Source organism: Sulfitobacter sp. TCYB15, from assembly GCF_040435955.1.
Taxonomy (GTDB): Bacteria; Pseudomonadota; Alphaproteobacteria; order Rhodobacterales; family Rhodobacteraceae; genus Sulfitobacter; species Sulfitobacter pontiacus.
In genome coordinates, this window is sequence record NZ_CP159193.1 from 2,524,956 (window position 1) to 2,541,768 (window position 16,813).

General features: G+C 62.0%; 13 protein-coding genes. 9 read left to right on the forward strand and 4 right to left on the reverse strand.

Features of this window, described 5'->3' with window-relative positions; translation table 11 throughout:
* Positions 1-24: 24 nt before the first annotated feature.
* The 3 genes from putA (at position 25) to ABM428_RS12095 (ending at position 4,625) form a co-directional block, all read left to right on the forward strand.
* Entirely contained in the window at positions 25-3,444 is a 3,420-nt protein-coding gene (gene putA / locus ABM428_RS12085) for a bifunctional proline dehydrogenase/L-glutamate gamma-semialdehyde dehydrogenase PutA (protein ID WP_353627972.1), read from the forward strand.
* A gap of 69 nt (positions 3,445-3,513) precedes the next feature.
* Positions 3,514-4,257, forward strand: a complete 744-nt coding sequence (locus ABM428_RS12090; protein WP_289081221.1) for a rhomboid family intramembrane serine protease — start codon at positions 3,514-3,516, stop codon at positions 4,255-4,257.
* Entirely contained in the window at positions 4,254-4,625 is a 372-nt protein-coding gene (locus ABM428_RS12095; RefSeq protein WP_064216588.1) for a GFA family protein, read from the forward strand. The genes ABM428_RS12090 and ABM428_RS12095 overlap by 4 nt, the downstream gene beginning before the upstream one ends.
* 62 nt (positions 4,626-4,687) lie before the next feature.
* Here the strand turns inward: ABM428_RS12095 and ABM428_RS12100 are convergent, their stop codons facing one another.
* Positions 4,688-5,473, reverse strand: coding sequence for an inositol monophosphatase family protein (locus ABM428_RS12100; protein WP_005849287.1), 786 nt, complete (start codon positions 5,471-5,473; stop codon positions 4,688-4,690).
* Positions 5,474-5,633: 160 nt separating this feature from the next.
* Between ABM428_RS12100 and ABM428_RS12105 the strand changes: the two genes are divergently transcribed.
* From ABM428_RS12105 to ABM428_RS12115, 3 genes are all read left to right on the forward strand, one after another.
* Positions 5,634-6,674, forward strand: coding sequence for an NADP-dependent oxidoreductase (locus ABM428_RS12105; protein WP_005849292.1), 1,041 nt, complete (start codon positions 5,634-5,636; stop codon positions 6,672-6,674).
* A gap of 128 nt (positions 6,675-6,802) precedes the next feature.
* Positions 6,803-7,309 (forward strand): antitoxin Xre/MbcA/ParS toxin-binding domain-containing protein, encoded by a 507-nt coding sequence (locus ABM428_RS12110; RefSeq protein WP_037963804.1) that lies wholly within the window; start codon positions 6,803-6,805, stop codon positions 7,307-7,309.
* The gene (locus tag ABM428_RS12115; protein WP_005849296.1) at positions 7,306-7,803 is read left to right on the forward strand and encodes an RES family NAD+ phosphorylase; all 498 of its coding nucleotides are present in this window, start codon (positions 7,306-7,308) and stop codon (positions 7,801-7,803) included. Before ABM428_RS12110 ends, ABM428_RS12115 begins: the two co-directional genes overlap by 4 nt.
* Before the next feature lie 12 nt (positions 7,804-7,815).
* On the opposite strand, the gene ABM428_RS12120 is transcribed toward ABM428_RS12115, so the two are convergent.
* Positions 7,816-8,721: a LysR family transcriptional regulator gene (locus ABM428_RS12120; protein ID WP_037963802.1), complete on the reverse strand. Its 906-nt coding sequence runs from the start codon at positions 8,719-8,721 to the stop codon at positions 7,816-7,818.
* A 96-nt stretch (positions 8,722-8,817) separates the two neighbouring features.
* Here ABM428_RS12120 and metF point away from each other — a divergent pair, with 96 nt between their 5' ends.
* Together metF and ABM428_RS12130 are read left to right on the forward strand one after the other, a co-directional pair.
* Positions 8,818-9,684 carry a methylenetetrahydrofolate reductase [NAD(P)H] gene (gene metF, locus ABM428_RS12125; protein ID WP_005849299.1) on the forward strand — a complete coding sequence of 289 codons (867 nt, stop codon included), beginning with the start codon at positions 8,818-8,820 and terminating at the stop codon, positions 9,682-9,684.
* Positions 9,685-9,757: 73 nt separating this feature from the next.
* Entirely contained in the window at positions 9,758-10,243 is a 486-nt protein-coding gene (locus ABM428_RS12130; RefSeq protein WP_132997405.1) for a PaaI family thioesterase, read from the forward strand.
* 44 nt (positions 10,244-10,287) lie between these two features.
* On the opposite strand, the gene ABM428_RS12135 is transcribed toward ABM428_RS12130, so the two are convergent.
* Complete coding sequence (locus ABM428_RS12135) at positions 10,288-12,585, reverse strand: xanthine dehydrogenase family protein molybdopterin-binding subunit (RefSeq protein WP_165934329.1); 2,298 nt, start codon at positions 12,583-12,585, stop codon at positions 10,288-10,290.
* Positions 12,586-12,779: 194 nt separating this feature from the next.
* Between ABM428_RS12135 and ABM428_RS12140 the strand changes: the two genes are divergently transcribed.
* Positions 12,780-15,716 carry a valine--tRNA ligase gene (locus ABM428_RS12140; RefSeq protein WP_353627973.1) on the forward strand — a complete coding sequence of 979 codons (2,937 nt, stop codon included), beginning with the start codon at positions 12,780-12,782 and terminating at the stop codon, positions 15,714-15,716.
* Positions 15,717-15,923: 207 nt separating this feature from the next.
* On the opposite strand, the gene ABM428_RS12145 is transcribed toward ABM428_RS12140, so the two are convergent.
* Entirely contained in the window at positions 15,924-16,715 is a 792-nt protein-coding gene (locus ABM428_RS12145; protein WP_353627974.1) for a crotonase/enoyl-CoA hydratase family protein, read from the reverse strand.
* Positions 16,716-16,813: the final 98 nt, after the last annotated feature.

The following is a 16,813-nucleotide window of genomic DNA, read 5'->3' on the forward strand; positions in this document are numbered from 1 at the left end:
CGCAATTATCAGTTGGAGTACCTCATGGCACGCGATTCTTCCCCTATTTTGCGCCACCAGATTGACGCAGGCACCTACACCGACCAAGACAACGTCTTGCGTGAACTGGTGCGCAATGCGCATCTGTCGCCAGAGGAACGGGTCAAGATCACGCAAGACGCGGCGCAGATCGTGCGCGATATCCGCGGCCATACCTCCCCCGGTATCATGGAAGTGTTTCTGGCCGAATACGGTCTGTCCACCGACGAAGGCGTCGCGCTGATGTGCCTTGCCGAAGCGCTGCTGCGTGTGCCTGACGCCGAGACCATCGACGCCTTGATCGAGGACAAGATCGCGCCCTCTGACTGGGGCCGCCATATGGGGCACTCCACCTCGCCGCTGGTGAACGCGTCCACATGGGCCCTGATGCTGACCGGTCGCGTGTTGGACGATGACCAACCCGGCCCCGTGCGCCACCTGCGCGCAGCCATCAAACGTCTGGGCGAACCGGTGATCCGCACCGCCGTCAGCCGCGCGATGAAGGAAATGGGCCGCCAGTTTGTTCTGGGCGAGAACATCAACGCCGCGATGGAACGCGCCAAGGGCATGGAGAAGAAGGGCTATACCTATAGCTATGACATGCTGGGCGAAGCCGCGCGCACCGAAAGCGATGCCAAACGCTATCACCTAAGCTACAGCCGCGCGATCTCTGCCATCGCGACGGCCTGCGTGCACAAGGACAGCCGCAAGAACCCCGGCATCTCGGTCAAGCTGTCGGCCCTGCATCCGCGTTATGAGGTCGCGCAAGAAGCATCCGTCATGCGTGATCTGGTGCCGCGTCTGCGGGCGCTTGCCTTGCTGGCGAAATCCGCCGGCATGGGGCTGAACGTCGACGCCGAGGAAGCCGACCGTCTGGGCCTGTCGCTGGATGTCATCGAAAAAGTGCTCTCTGAACCTGCGCTGTCCGGTTGGGATGGTTTCGGCATCGTGGTGCAGGCCTATGGCCCCCGCGCTGGTGTGGTGATCGATGCGCTGTATGACATGGCGATCCGTCATGATCGCAAGATAATGGTCCGCTTGGTGAAAGGCGCCTACTGGGACACCGAGATCAAACGCGCACAGGTCAAAGGTGTCGAAGGTTTCCCCGTCTTCACCCAAAAAGCCGCGACCGATGTGTCCTATATCGCCAACGCGCGCAAACTGCTGAACATGACCGACCGGATCTATCCGCAGTTCGCCACACATAACGCGCATACGGTCGCCGCCGTACTGCATATGGCCGAGGATAAAGAGAAGTTCGAATTCCAACGTCTGCACGGCATGGGCGAAACCCTTCATAACATCGTGATGGACAAGCACGGCACCCATTGTCGCGTTTACGCCCCCGTGGGCGCACATGCCGATCTGCTGGCTTATCTTGTGCGACGCCTGTTGGAAAACGGCGCGAACTCAAGCTTTGTGAACCAGATCGTCGACGAAGACGTCGCACCCGAGGTCGTTGCTGCCGACCCCTTCGATAGCCTCGCGGAAAGCGGTTTGCACATCCCCACCGGGCCCGAGCTTTATGCCCCTGCGCGCGTGAACTCGATGGGATTCGATCTGATGCATACGCCGACGCTGGACGTGATCGAATCCGCCCGCGCGCCGTGGAAAGCCCACCGTTGGGCCGCCGTGCCACTGTTGAACGGCGAGGCAAAGCCCAAGAAATCGGCACGCCTGATGAACCCTGCTGCCTCTGGCCGCAGCCCCGGCACCGTGCGCAATGCGTCCGAGGCTGATGTCGCCAAAGCGTTGGACAATGCCGCCGTCTGGGACGCCCCGCTAGAGGAACGCCGCGAGGTCCTGTTGCGCGCAGCCGATATGCTGGAATCGCACTACGGCGAGATTTTCGCCCTGCTGTCGCGCGAGGCCGGCAAAGGCCTGCCCGACTGCGTGGCAGAATTGCGCGAGGCGGTGGACTTCCTGCGCTACTACGCACAGCAGGCGACCAACACGCCCCCCGCTGGCATTTTTACCTGCATCTCGCCGTGGAACTTCCCGCTGGCGATCTTCTGCGGGCAGGTCAGCGCGGCACTGGCTGCGGGCAATGCGGTGCTGGCCAAGCCGGCGGAACAGACCCCGCTGATCGCCTTCCTTGCCGTGACCTTGCTGCATGATGCGGGCGTGCCCCGTCACGCGTTGCAATTGCTGCCCGGCGGTGGCGAGGTCGGCGCGGCGCTGACCTCGGACAAACGGATCAACGGCGTGGCCTTCACCGGATCTACCGCCACAGCGCTGCGCATCCGGTCCGCGATGGCTGAACATTGTGACCCCGGTGCGATCCTGATCGCGGAAACCGGGGGGCTGAACGCCATGATCGTTGACAGCACCGCCCTGCCCGAACAGGCCGTGCAATCGGTTGTCGAAAGCGCCTTCCAATCTGCCGGGCAACGCTGCTCTGCCCTGCGCTGCCTCTATATCCAGGAAGACATCGCCGAAGATGTGATCGAGATGCTGGAAGGCGCGATGGACGCTCTGGTCATGGGCAACCCTTGGGACATCTCGACCGACGTGGGCCCCGTGATCGACGAGACCGCGCAAAAAGGCATCGCCGAGCATATCGAGACCGCCCGCGCCGAGGGCCGGATCATCGCCGAGCTGACCGCCCCAACCGTCGGCACTTTCATCGCGCCGACCATGATCCGCGTGAACGGGATCGCGGATCTGGAGCGCGAGATTTTCGGCCCCGTCCTGCACATCGCCACGTTCAAGGCGACCGAGCTCGACAAGGTCATCGACGCGATCAATGCCACGGGCTACGGGCTGACCTTCGGGCTGCACACCCGCATCGATGACCGGGTGCAGCATGTCTCTGAACGGATCGAGGCGGGCAACATATACGTCAACCGCAACCAGATCGGCGCGATTGTCGGCAGCCAGCCCTTCGGCGGCGAAGGCCTGTCGGGTACAGGTCCGAAAGCGGGCGGTCCGAACTACCTCCCGCGTTTCAGCGCGCCTGACCTCAAGGTGGTGGAAGACACATGGGACAGCACGCAGAAAGACCTGCCCAAGCTGCCCGGCCACAGTGGGGCCTTCCTTGAAACCATCACGCTGCCGGGGCCCACGGGCGAATCCAACCGGCTCAGCACCCTGCCGCGTCCGGCGCTCTTGTGCATGGGGCCGGGCAAGGACACCGCAGCCGAGCAAGCCCGCGCGGTTACGGCCCTTGGCGGGAATGCGGTGGAGCTGTCGGGCAGCATCGACGCGACCGCGCTGACCGATGGGCCAGCCTATGGTGGTGTGCTCTGGTGGGGTGACGAGGCGACCGCGCGCAAACTGGAACAAGCCCTATCTGAACGCGACGGGCCGATCATCCCGCTGCTGCGCGGGCTTCCAGATACCGCCCGCGTCCGCGCCGAACGCCATGTCTGCGTTGACACCACCGCCTCTGGCGGGAATGCGCAGCTGCTGGGGGCTGCCGGCTGATCTGCCACATGGGCGGGCGTTCCGACGCCCGCCCTTGACCACACCCGCGCAATGGCTAAGGGTCAGCCCATGTTCCCCATTCGCGATCACAACCCGTCCGGCCGCACGCCCTATGTCACCTATCTGCTGATGGCGGTGAATATCGGCGTTTTCCTCAGCTATGTCGGGCTTTTCAGCGACGACCGCGCGCTCAATATCTTCTTCTTCGACTGGGCGCTCATCCCCGGCCGCGTCACCACGGGGGATGGCTATACCGGCATCCTCACCTCGATGTTCCTGCATGGCGGCTGGATGCATCTCGCGGGTAACATGCTGTTTCTCTACATCTTTGGCGACAATATAGAGGACGAGATGGGCCACGGCTGCTATCTGCTGTTCTATCTCGCCTGCGGGCTGCTCTCGGCGCTGGCCCATGTGATCTCTGCCCCCTATTCGCCGGTCCCGACAGTCGGGGCATCGGGCGCGATTGCGGGGGTGATGGGCGGCTATCTGTTGCTTTACCCCAAAGCCAAGGTCGACATCCTGATCATCTTTATCGTGTTCTTCCGCATCTTCCCGATCCCCGCATGGATCATGCTGGGCTTGTGGCTGGGGATGCAGTTTATCGGTGGCGTCGGGGCGGACCCGACCGTGGGCGGCGTCGCCTATTGGGCGCACGCGGGCGGGTTTATCGTAGGCATGGTACTGACCATTCCACTGTGGCTGCGCTTGGGCGGGCCGCGCTTCTGGTCGGCCACGGATGGCCACCCGCCGCACCCGCAAGCGACCTACCCCACCTCCGCCAGCCGGATCCCAAAAGTGAAACGAAAATGACCGCCAGCACCCATAGCGCGACCTGTCACTGCGGCAGCGTCACCCTGACCGCCACCCTGCCGGAGGGGCTCTCCTCTGCCACACGCTGCACCTGTTCCTTTTGCCGCCGCCGCGCGGCACCGGCGGTGACGGCGCTCACCAGCACGCTCAAGGTGACCAAAGGGGCCGAGCATCTGACGCTCTACACCTGGGGCACCCATACGGCGAAACATTATTTCTGCAGGATCTGTGGCATCTACATGTACCACCAGCGTCGTTCAGACCCCGCGCAATGCGGCGTCAATCTGGGGTGTATCGACGGGGCCGCGCCCTGGACACAGGAACCGATCCCCTACACCGACGGGATCAACCACCCGTCAGACAAATAGCCGACGGGCGCTTCCAAATGGTTTAAATCCTCGCCGAAGGCATCCCGCCCTCGGCCACAGGATCACCCGCGTGCGATTTTTGAAAATCCGCTGAACAACGCCTCATTGGCGCAGACGATCTCGCCATCGTCCAGAATGTTGCCTTCGGGGTTCAGTGGCTCGACCATGCCGCCTGCTTCGCGCACGATCAACATGCCCGCTGCCAGATCCCATTTGTTCAACCGGCGCTCCCAGTAGCCGTCATAGCGACCGGCGGCCACATAGGCCAGATCCAGCGCGGCAGAGCCCCAGCGACGCACACCGGCGCAGACAGGCAGGATGCGGCCCAGATCACGCAGGGTGTCCGGCAAATCTCCGCGACCGCCAAAGGGCAGACCGGTGGCAAAAACCGATTCAATCATCCGCGAACGGCCCGAGACGCGCAAACGGCCTTCGTTCATCCAGGCACCCGTGCCTTTTTCGGCAAAGAACATCTCGTCCTTGGCGGGATCAAAGACGACGCCCGCAACGATCTGGCCTTTATGCTCCAGCGCGATGGAGACCGCCCAGTGGGGCAGACCGTGCAAAAAGTTTGTTGTCCCGTCCAGCGGATCGACGATCCAGCGGCGTGTGGGGTCTTGCCCCTCTTCCTCGCCACCCTCTTCGGCCAGCCAGCCATAGGTCGGGCGTGCGCCCATTAGTTCTGCCTTGAGCGTCTTTTCCGCCTGAATATCGGCGCGGCTGACAAAGTCGCCGGCTCCCTTCATGGACACCTGAAGGTTCTCGACCTCACGGAAATCCTTGACCAACCCGCGTCCCGCCCGGCGGGCCGCCTTGATCATGATGTTTAGATTTGCACTGCCAACCATATTTCCGTGTCCTTTGATGGATCAGGCCGTGCGTATAAGCCCCCATGCCGCATTTGCCAAGGGGGCAGCGGCATCTGACGCAACGTGGCGCGCGCGGTTGCCTTGCTTGCCTTCGATTTCCATATAACGTGCCAGAAACATTGCTAAGGAGGAAAGCAAAATGTCCGACCAGATGAAACGAATTGTGCTTGCGTCGCGCCCTGACGGGGCCCCGACCGCCGATAACTTCCGCCTTGAAGAAGGGCCCGTACCCACCCCCGGCGACGGCGAAGTGCTGGTCCGTGTGAAATACATGTCGCTTGACCCCTACATGCGTGGCCGCATGGACGACGCGAAATCCTATGCGGCCCCGGTGCCTGTCGGCGGCACGATGGAGGGCGGTTCGGTCGGGGAGGTCATCGCCTCCAACAGCCCCGACTTCAAACCCGGCGATCATGCCTTCGGGATGTTGGGCTGGGCCACACATGGCGTGCTGCCAGCGAACCAACTGCGCAAGGTCGATCCGGATCAGGTGTCGATCACCACGTCGCTTGGTGTTCTGGGCATGCCCGGATTTACCGGCTGGCAAGGTTTGATGGAATATGGTCGCCCGAAGGAGGGTGAAACACTCGTCGTCGCGGCGGCAACGGGTCCGGTCGGCTCGATGGTCGGCCAGATCGCCAAGTCACACGGGCTGCGCGTCGTGGGCATTGCAGGCGGCGCGGACAAATGCGCCATGGCCAAGGAACACTTTGGCTTTGACGAATGCATCGACCACCGCGCTTATGACGACGCGAAATCCCTGCGCGCCGCGTTGAAAGACGCCTGCCCCAAGGGGATCGACATCTATTTTGAAAACGTCGGTGGCAAAGTGCTTGAAGCCGTGATCCCGATGATGAACCCGCATGGGCGTATCCCGATCTGCGGTATGATCGCTTGGTATAACGCCGGTGGTCTGGGTGCTGGTGCCGCCGAAGAGGCGCTGACCGCGCCGAAGCTCTGGCGCACGATCCTTGTGAACTTCCTCAGCGTGAACGGCTTCATCATCTCGAACCACTGGAACAACTTCCCCAAGTTCCTCAAGGAAGTCGCCCCCAAGGTCGCCGACGGCACCATCGCGGTGAAAGAGGACATTACCGAGGGTCTGGAAAACGCGCCACAAGCGTTCATGGACCTGTTGACCGGTGGCAACCAAGGCAAGGCCATCGTCAAGGTTGGCTAACACCCTACCGGCGGGGGCGTGCGCGCCCCTGCCCTTCATCGCATGAATGCGAGCCTCCCCCCGCCCCTTGAAAAACATCGCGACACGTGTCATATATTTGACGACACATGACGAAAAGGAGTTCAGCCATGGGTGCGACGGCCTTTCAATCCGACAGCAGTGCTATCCCCCTGATCGACGTGGATGCAGAGGACGCCGTGCGTGCCTTTCATCTGCTGGGCGGGCGCAAGGTGATCAACCAGACGGTGCGCAACTCGCTTGATGCGCATGATGTGATCGTCAAAGGCATTTCCTCGAAAGCGCTGCTGCATCTGGTCGATACCGTGTCGGTGTTGTCCTCGGGCGATGCGCTGAACAAGGCGATCGGGATGAGCCTGCGCACGCTTCAGCGCAAGAAAGCCGACAAGGGCAAGGACCGCCTGTCCCCCGAACAAAGCAGCCGTGCGTGGCGCTTTGCCGAGCTGCTGGCACAGGCGACGGATGTCTTGGGCGATCAGGACGCCGCAGAGGCATGGATGCTGGCCCCTGCCATCGGCCTTGATAACCGCCGTCCAATTGACCTGCTGTCGTCGGCAGCGGGGGCGGAAGCCGTTGAAAACGCGCTCACCCGGATGGAGTACGGGGTCTACGCTTGACCCCTTTGCCCCCGCCGCTTGGGACGGGCGAGCTGCGGTTTTGGCGGCTGGATCAGCGGCAGCATGCGCCCACATGGCACAGCGGCGAAGGGGCTTACCGCGTCGGTGGACGCTGGAACAGCAGCGGTGTGCGGGCGGTCTATACCGCGCTCGACCCTGCCACCGCGATCCTCGAGGTTGCGGTGCATAAGGGGTTCAAGGCGCTGGACACCGCACATCACGTGCTGACATCGGGCCGTGTGATCGACCCGACGACGGTGCATATGGTGCAAGCCGCGGATGTCCCCAACCCGAACTGGCTGGTGCCCGGTGCCCATGGTGCGGGGCAAAAGGGATTTGGCGACGCGCTGCTGCGCGATCACCTGTTTGTGCTGATCCCGTCAACGGTATCGCGGCACAGCTGGAACCTGATCTTTGACGCCCAAAAGGCAGCCGATCACTACGACGATGTGGTACAGGAAGACTTCGCGCTCGACCCGCGGCTGCACCGCTAAGGGCAGCAGCGATCAGGCCCGCTGCAGTTTGCGCGCCTCTTCCCCTGCCAACCCCAAGAGCTTGGTCATAAACGGTTTCTCCAGATCATCCTCGCGCACCGCCGCATAAAGCCTGCGGGTGATGCCGTTCTCGGTCAGCGGACGGGTGACGTAATCATTGCTGTATTTCACCTCGCGCACGACCCAATCGGGCAGCACCGACACGCCCCTGTTCGACGCGACCAGCAGCAGGATCACCGCCGTAAGCTCCACCTGCCGGATCGCCAGCGGTTCGACCTTGGCGGGGATCAAGAGCTGGCTGAACACATCCAGACGGGTCCGTTCCACCGGATAGGTGATCAGCGTCTCGCCCCTGAAATCCGCCGCTTCAACAAAGGGCTTCTGCGCCAAGGGATGCGTGCTGGAGGCGACAAAGACCGCCTTGTAATCAAACAGCTCGACGAATTTTACGCCCGGCAGCTCTTCGGGGTCGGAAGACACCACCAGATCGACCTCTTCGCGCAGCAAGGCAGGTAAGGCGTCAAAGGCCAGACCGGGGCGGATATCCACATCCACATCGGGCCAGCTTTTGCGGAATTGTTCGAGCACGGGGAACAGCCATTCAAAACAGGCGTGACATTCGATCGCGATATGCATGCGCCCTGTGCTGCCCGCGCGCAGCCCCATGAATTCGGCCTGCGCTGCTTCAAGCTGCGGCAAGACCTGCTGCGCCAGCTTGAGCAGCCGCAACCCGGCGGGCGACAGCTTCAGCGGCTTGGACCGGCGCACGAACAGTTCCACGCCGGCCTGATCCTCCAACCCCTTTACCTGATGGGACAGGGCTGATTGGGTGATGTTCATCGTCTCTGCCGCGCGGGCCAGCCCGCCTGCTTCGTGGATCGCCTGAATGGTGCGCAGGTGACGGAACTCGATATGCATATGAGGCGTTCCTCATGTTGAAAATGAAAGTTATGAGTTTGTTTCACAACCGCATCTGTGCGACAAGAGACGAAAGCTAAAAACAGGATCGTAAAAATGACCAGTCCCGCCGTTTCATTCGAAGTCTTCCCGCCCAAATCCGTGGACGCGTCGTTCCGTCTTTGGGACACGGCGCAGGCCCTGGCACCGCTGGCCCCACGTTTCTTTTCCGTGACCTACGGCGCGGGCGGGTCTACCCGCGACCTGACCCATGATTCTGCTCATGTGCTGCGCCGCACCTCTGGCCTGCCGGTTGCCGCGCATCTGACCTGCGTGGGGGCCAGCAAGGCCGAGACGCTTGAGGTCGCCGACAGCTTTGCCGAGATCGGGGTGACCGATATTGTCGCCCTGCGCGGGGATCCCGAAAACGGTGCGCCGACCTTTACGCCCCACGCGGACGGCTTTGCCGACAGTGTCGAGCTGATCGAGGCGCTGGCAAAGACCGGCAAGTTCACCCTGCGCGTCGGGGCCTACCCCGAACCGCACCCTGAATCCCATGATCAGGCGCAGAACGTCGAATGGCTGAAACGCAAATTCGACGCTGGCGCGGACGAGGCGATCACCCAGTTCTTCTTTGAGACCGAAACATTCCTGCGCTTCCGTGACGCCTGTGCCGCGGCGGGGATCACCAAGACGATCACCCCGGGCATCATGCCGGTGACAAACTGGAAATCGGCGCGCAACTTTGCCACCCGCTGCGGGGCCAGCGTGCCTGCAGCACTGGACGAAGCCTATGCCGCCGCGATCCGCGATGACCGCCACGATCTGCTGTCCACCGCGCTCTGCACCGAAATGTGCAGCGAGCTGGTGTCGGAAGGTGTCGAGAACCTGCACTTCTACACGCTCAACCGGCCCGAGCTGACCCGCGCCGTCTGTCGTGCCCTTGGGGTGACGGCGCAAACATCGTTGTCCGACGTGGCGTAAAACCACCGCACAACTTGCCCTTGGGTCAAGAACAGAACAGTCTTCTCCGGCATTCAACTGCCGGAGATTTTTTATGCCACGCCTCGCCGAAACACCCGAAGATTTGCTGAGCCAGTCCGAAGCGCTCTCTCTCAGCGGGTTGGAATTCATGCAAAAGATTCTGGACGGCACCAACCCCGGCCCGCCCATTGGCGGCACCTTGGGCTATGCGCTGCATGACGTGTCCGAGGGCCGCGCGGTATTTCGCGGCACGCCCGAGTTCAACGTGACCAACCCGATGGGGACCGTGCATGGGGGCTGGTACGGCACCTTGCTCGATTCCGCGATGGCCTGCGCCGTGATGACCAAAGTCCCGCGCGGGTCGGTTTATACGACCCTAGAATACAAGATTAACATTCTGCGTTCGATCCCCTTGGGCATGCAGATCGACTGCATCGGCACGACCGATCACGTGGGTCGTTCTACCGGTGTCGCACATGGCGAGATTCGCGGGGTCGAGGATGGCAAGCTGTATGCCACCGGCTCAACCACCTGCATCGTGATGAAGATCGCGGGCTAACCCCCTGTCTCGGGGCGGGTGATGCGCCCCGAGACATGCCAAACTCACTCTGCCGCGATGGCGCTGTCGTTCAGCAAGGCCCAGACTTTATGCGGCGTGAACGGCATGTCGGCCTGACGCACGCCACGCTCCCACAGGGCATCCTGTACCGCGTTCGACACGGCCGCCAGTGCGCCCACGGTTCCCGCCTCGCCACAGCCCTTCATCCCCATCAGGTTCGCCGTAGATGGCACGGGTTCGGAGTTGAAGGACACGAACGGCACATCCGCCGCGCGCGGGATCGCGTAATCCATGAAAGAGGCCGTCAGCAGCTGGCCGTCTTCGTCATAGACCACATGCTCCTGAATAGCTTGGCCGATGCCCTGCACCACCCCGCCATGCACCTGACCTTCGGCCAGCATCGGGTTGATCAGATTGCCAAAATCATCCACCACCGTATAGCGATCAACGGTCACAACGCCTGTTTCGGGGTCGATCACAACTTCTGACACATGCGCCCCGTTGGGATAGCTGCGCCCCGGTAGGGTTGCCCGTTCGTGGTGCACCAGCAGATCGTCGCGGCCTTTCTGGCGGGCCATCTCGGCGACCTCCAGCATGGTGGGGGTCATGTTCGACCCGTCCGCGCGGAAGCGTTCGTCGTCAAAGCTGATCTGCGCCGCAGGCACGCCCATTTCGTCAGACAGAAAGGCGGTGAAAGCTTCGGTCATCTTGGCCACCGTCGCCAGCGTTGCCGTGCTTTGCGTGGTGACAGAGCGCGAGCCGCCGGTCCCGCCGCCCTGTTTGATCAGATCGCTATCGCCTTGAATGACATGGATCAATTCAGCCGGGATCCCGGTCTGATCCGACAGGAATTGCGCATAGACGGTTTCATGCCCCTGCCCGTTCGATTGAGTGCCAACATAGATGAACACGGTGCCGTCTTCGTTGAACGCGACCTTGGCCCCCTCTGCCGGATCGCCAAGGATGCTTTCGATGTAATAGCAAAGCCCCTGCCCGCGCAGCAGCCCCTTGGCCGCATCCGCCGCCTTGCGCGCTGCAAAGCCATCATGATCCGCCTCGACGGCGACGCGGGTCAGCAAGCGGTTGAATTCGCCCACATCGTAAAGCTCGCCTGTGGCAGAGGTATAGGGAAACTGCTCGGGCTTGATAAAGTTGATCCGGCGCAGCTCCCACGGGTCGATGCCCAACTCGCGCGCGGCGCGGTCCATCAAGCGCTCCAGCACATAGATCGCCTCGGGTCGGCCGGCACCACGATAGGCATCGGTCTGCACCGTGTTGGTGTAGTAGCCTTCGACCTGCAGCCACGTGGTCTGCACATCATAGACACCCATCAAGACCTTGCTGAACAGCAGCGCCTGGATGGGCTGGCCGAACTGGCTGTTATAGGCCCCGAGGTTGCATTTGGTGCGGACGCGGTAGGCCGTGATCTTGTTGTTTTCGTCAAAGGCGAATTCCGCAAGCGACGTCAGATCGCGCCCGCCATTGTCGCTGAGCATGGCTTCGGTCCGGTCCGACATCCAGCGCACCGGACGCCCCAAGGCCCGCGCCGCCTGCGCGACCGAGAAATATTCGGGATAGGCCGCTGCCTTCATGCCGAAACCGCCGCCTGTGTCCGGGTTTGTGACCTGCACATGGTCATCATCCAGCCCGAAAACGCGCTTGAGGTTGCCCTTGTGCACCCAGACGCCCTGCCCGTTGTTCGCAAGATGCACCTTGCCGTCGTTCCATTCCGCATAGCAGCCGCGCGGCTCCATCGCGTTGACGATGATACGGTTGTCGCCCACGTTAAGGCTGACGGTTTTCGCTGCGGCATCAAATGCCTTTTGCGTCGCCGCCTCGTCGCCCATGCCCCAGTCGAACGCCATGTTGTCCGGCGCTTCGGGGTGCAGCATCTCTCCGCCCCGTTCCAACGTCATATGGGTGGGCAGATCGTCAACGTCGAATGCGATCAGCTCCGCCGCGTCGCGCGCCTGGTTCAATGTCTCGGCAATCACCACCGCGACGGGCTCCCCCACGAAGCGCACGCGCCCCTTGGCGAGCATCGGGCGCAAGGGCTTGGCCCCTTCCGTGCCATCGCGGTTCTGCAACACGGTCGCCGCCATAGAGATATCCATCCCCGCCGCTTCCAGATCCTCGATCGTGAGCACCGCATGCACGCCCTCTGCCTCGGCCGCATCTGTGACATCCAGCGTCGTGATCACCCCATGTGCGACGGGCGAGCGGAAGAAATAGGCATGCAGCGCGTCGGTTGGCGCGATGTCATCCACATAGCGCCCCTCGCCGGTCAGAAACCGCACATCCTCGACCCGTTTGACAGGTTGGCTTTTCCCGAATTTTTCCATCTGGCGGCATCCTTTGATCATCATCTTGGTGTTGCGCCCGACCTTAAGCGCCAAACCGGCGATGTCCATACGATGCGGGGCGAAAGCTGGCGCTGCTACGCCAAGTTTTCGGCACCCCAGCCTTCCCCTTTACGCCCCGCTCGGCTAGATCATCCCAAAGCTCAAAGCGCTACGTGAATAGAAGGACGCTGATCATGGCCCTCGACAAGAATTTTGACGCCGCCCAGGCCGAAGCCCGCCTCTATGCCGCATGGGAAGAGTCCGGTGCCTTCAAGGCCGGTGCCAATGCCTCGCGCAAGGAAACCTTTTCGGTCATGATCCCGCCGCCCAACGTGACAGGATCGCTGCACATGGGCCATGCGTTCAACAATACATTGCAGGATATTCTGGTACGCTGGCACCGGATGCGCGGCTTTGACACGCTCTGGCAACCCGGTCAGGACCACGCCGGTATCGCGACGCAGATGGTGGTGGAACGCGAACTTGCCAAAGACGGCAAACGCCGCACCGATTTCACCCGCGAGGATTTCACCGCCAAAGTGTGGGAGCAAAAGCAGAAGTCCGGCGGCACGATCATCGGCCAGCTCAAACGCCTTGGCACCTCGCTTGATTGGTCGCGCAACGCCTTTACCATGTCCGGTGCCCCCGGCGCGCCGGCGGGCGAGGAAGGCAACTTCCACGACGCCGTGATCAAGGTCTTCGTGGATATGTACAACAAGGGCCTGATCTATCGCGGCAAGCGTCTGGTCAACTGGGACCCGCATTTCGAGACCGCGATTTCCGACCTCGAAGTCGAATCCACCGAAGTCGACGGGCACATGTGGCACTTCAAATACCCGCTGGCCGATGGCGCGACCTATACCTATGTCGAGAAAGACGAAGACGGTAACGTGACGCTTTCCGAGGAACGCGACTATATCTCTATCGCGACGACCCGCCCTGAAACGATGCTGGGCGATGGCGCGGTCGCGGTTCACACCTCTGACGAGCGCTATGCGCCGATCGTTGGCAAGCTGTGTGAAATCCCCGTCGGCCCTAAGGCGCAGCGCCGCCGTATCCCGATCATCACAGACGAATACCCCGACAAGAATTTCGGCTCGGGCGCGGTCAAGATCACCGGCGCGCATGACTTCAACGACTACGGCGTCGCCAAACGTAATAATATCCCGCTCTACGCGCTGATGGACACCCGCGGTGCCATGCGCGCCGACGGCCTGCCCTATGACGCCGCCGCCGCACGCGCGGCCGCCATCGCTGAAGGCCGCGAAGACGCGCCCGCGGACGCGACAGAAATCAACCTCGTCCCCGACGCATACCGCGGCCTCGACCGGTTCGAGGCGCGCACCAAGGTCATTGCCGACATCACCGCCGAAGGATTGGCCGTCATGGTGCCGCCAACCGATCCACGCCTTGGCAAACCCGTCAAAGCCCCCCTCGCCCCCGAAGAAGGCGGCGAAGAGCGGGACGAGACGCTGGTCCCACTGGTCGAGCCCAAAAAGATCATGCAACCTTTCGGCGACCGGTCGAAAGTGGTGATCGAACCGATGCTGACCGATCAATGGTTTGTCGAGACCTCGAAGATCGTGCAACCCGCCATCGACGCCGTGCGCAACGGCGAGGTACAGATCCTGCCCGAACAGGACCGCAAGGTGTATTTCAACTGGCTGGAAAACATCGAACCCTGGTGCATCTCGCGCCAATTATGGTGGGGGCACCAGATCCCTGTGTGGTTCGACGACGAGGGCAAGGAATACTGCGCGGCAACCGAATCCGAAGCGCAGGCGATGGCCCCCGGCAAGACGCTCACCCGCGACCCTGATGTTCTCGACACGTGGTTCTCCTCGGGCCTTTGGCCCATCGGCACGCTCGGCTGGCCCGAACAGACGGATGAGCTGGCGAAATACTTCCCCACTTCAGTGCTGATCACCGGCTTTGACATTATCTTTTTCTGGGTCGCCCGGATGATGATGATGCAATACGCCGTGGTCGATCAAAAGCCGTTTGATACAGTCTATGTCCACGCGCTGGTGCGCGACGAGAAGGGCAAAAAGATGTCCAAATCGCTTGGCAACGTGCTGGACCCACTGGACCTGATCGATGAATACGGCGCGGATGCGGTGCGCTTTACCCTGACGGCAATGGCCGCCATGGGGCGCGACCTGAAACTGTCGACCGCACGCATCGCCGGCTACCGCAACTTCGGCACCAAACTGTGGAACGCCCACCGTTTCGCCGAGATGAACGGCGTGTTCGAGGACAGCGTCGCGGCAGTGACCTATACCAGCCACACCCAAGTCTATCACACGCTGAACAAATGGATCATCGGCGAAACCGCCCGCGTCCGCGAAGAGGTCGACGCCGCATTGGACAACTACCGTTTCAACGACGCGGCCAATGCGCTTTATGCCTTTGTCTGGGGCAAGGTCTGCGACTGGTACGTTGAACTCTCCAAACCCCTGCTGCAAGACGACGCGCCAGAGGCCGCCGAGACTCGCCAGACGCTGAATTGGGTGCTGGATCAATGCCTTGTGCTGCTCCACCCGATCATGCCCTACATCACCGAAGAACTGTGGCAGACCACGGCGACCCGTTCCAAGATGCTGGTGCATGGCGACTGGCCGACCTACAGCACCGCCGAGATGCTGGATGCCGATGCCGACCGCGAACTCAACTGGGTGATCGGCCTGATCGAATCCATCCGTTCGGCACGGGCACAGATGCATGTGCCTGCGGGGCTCAAAGTGCCTATGCTTTATACCGATATGGACGACGCCGGCCAAACCGCATGGGACCGCAACGAGGCGATGATCAAACGTCTGGCGCGGGTCGAAACCCTTGAGAAGACAGAGAGCTTCCCCAAAGGCACCGTCTCCATCGCCGCACCGGGCGCGAGCTTCGGCCTCCCGCTTGCGGGGCTGATCGACATCGACACGGAAAAAGCCCGTCTGCAAAAGTCGCTCGACAAGCTGGGTAAAGAAATCGGTGGTCTGAAGGGGCGTCTGAACAACCCCAAATTCGCCGCCTCCGCCCCGGCGGAGGTCGTCGCCGAAGCCCAAAGCAACCTTGATGCGCGTCAGGAAGAAGCAGACCAGCTTCAGGCCGCTCTGAACCGTTTGGCCGAGCTGGGATAATCAGCACCGCTTCCAAATGGCTTTAAATCCTCGCCGAAGGCAAAAATCTCTTTTGACGCTCCAAAAGATGCCTTCGGCGAGGATTTTTTTACCATTTGGAAACGAATACCGGCGCAAGATACGCCTGCGGTCCTCGCTGGGAAGCAAAGATCGTCCATTTGGAAGGCCCCGTCTGAGCGATCAGGCGGGGCTGACTTTTTTGCGGCGCTAGTCTTTGAAGACCGCGGGGCGTTTGCCGAACTCGGCGGCGATGACTTCCATTTGGTGCGGGCGTCCCAGCAGCGCCGCCTGTTCACGGGATTCCGCGCGCAAAACCTTTGTTTCGGTTCCCGTCTCTGCCAAGGCGGTCAGACGTTTGGCGGCCTTGATGGCGCTTGGGCTTTTGCCCGCGATGGTGGTGGCAAGCGCCATCGCGGCGGCCAGCGGGTCTTCGGCGATCTGGGTGATTAGCCCCCAGCGTTCGGCTTGCTCTGCCCCGATGGGTTGGGCGGTATAGGTCATCAGGCGAAGCACGTCGCCGCGCACCAGTTTGGGCAGCAGGACCATGCCGCCCATGTCCGGGACGATGCCCCATTTCATCTCCATTACCGCCATTTCGGTATCAGGGGCCGCGATGCGGATATCGGCCCCGAGCGCGAGCTGCAGGCCCGCGCCGTAGGTCTTGCCATGCAGCGCCGCGATCACTGGCACGCCGACGCGGGTCCAGACCATCGCGACCTCTTGCCACTGGTTGGTGGTGCCGTCGCCATGGGTGCGCGTCATCATCCGTTCCGTCGGGTCGCCGCCCGCCAGCGCCCCCATATTGCCGATGTCGATGCCTGCACAGAACGCCCGGCCCTCGCCCGAGATCACGACGGCACGCGCGTTCGATGCAGCGACCTCGTTCCCGGCGGCGATTACGGCGTCGATCATATCCTGATCAACGGCGTTCATTTTATCGGCGCGGGTCAGGCGCACATGGGCGATGTGATTGTCATAGGTAACGGAAACGCGGCTCATTGGGTCCTCCTTGAATTTTCGTGAGTTTGGGCACGAAGCCCGCGTGTTGCAAAGCGAAACGCTACGGCACCCAAAACCGCGCGCGGGCATGCTGATGT

What these genes read in the sequence shown, in the direction of transcription:
- ABM428_RS12090 (WP_289081221.1), top strand. Translation starts at nt 3,514, where the DNA reads ATGTTCCCCATTCGCGATCACAACCCGTCCGGCCGCACGCCCTATGTC.
- ABM428_RS12135 (WP_165934329.1), bottom strand. Translation starts at nt 12,585, where the DNA reads ATGGAAAAATTCGGGAAAAGCCAACCTGTCAAACGGGTCGAGGATGTG.
- ABM428_RS12105 (WP_005849292.1), top strand. Translation starts at nt 5,634, where the DNA reads ATGTCCGACCAGATGAAACGAATTGTGCTTGCGTCGCGCCCTGACGGG.
- ABM428_RS12110 (WP_037963804.1), top strand. Translation starts at nt 6,803, where the DNA reads ATGGGTGCGACGGCCTTTCAATCCGACAGCAGTGCTATCCCCCTGATC.
- ABM428_RS12130 (WP_132997405.1), top strand. Translation starts at nt 9,758, where the DNA reads ATGCCACGCCTCGCCGAAACACCCGAAGATTTGCTGAGCCAGTCCGAA.
- ABM428_RS12145 (WP_353627974.1), bottom strand. Translation starts at nt 16,715, where the DNA reads ATGAGCCGCGTTTCCGTTACCTATGACAATCACATCGCCCATGTGCGC.
- ABM428_RS12100 (WP_005849287.1), bottom strand. Translation starts at nt 5,473, where the DNA reads ATGGTTGGCAGTGCAAATCTAAACATCATGATCAAGGCGGCCCGCCGG.
- ABM428_RS12120 (WP_037963802.1), bottom strand. Translation starts at nt 8,721, where the DNA reads ATGCATATCGAGTTCCGTCACCTGCGCACCATTCAGGCGATCCACGAA.
- ABM428_RS12095 (WP_064216588.1), top strand. Translation starts at nt 4,254, where the DNA reads ATGACCGCCAGCACCCATAGCGCGACCTGTCACTGCGGCAGCGTCACC.
- metF (WP_005849299.1), top strand. Translation starts at nt 8,818, where the DNA reads ATGACCAGTCCCGCCGTTTCATTCGAAGTCTTCCCGCCCAAATCCGTG.
- putA (WP_353627972.1), top strand. Translation starts at nt 25, where the DNA reads ATGGCACGCGATTCTTCCCCTATTTTGCGCCACCAGATTGACGCAGGC.
- ABM428_RS12140 (WP_353627973.1), top strand. Translation starts at nt 12,780, where the DNA reads ATGGCCCTCGACAAGAATTTTGACGCCGCCCAGGCCGAAGCCCGCCTC.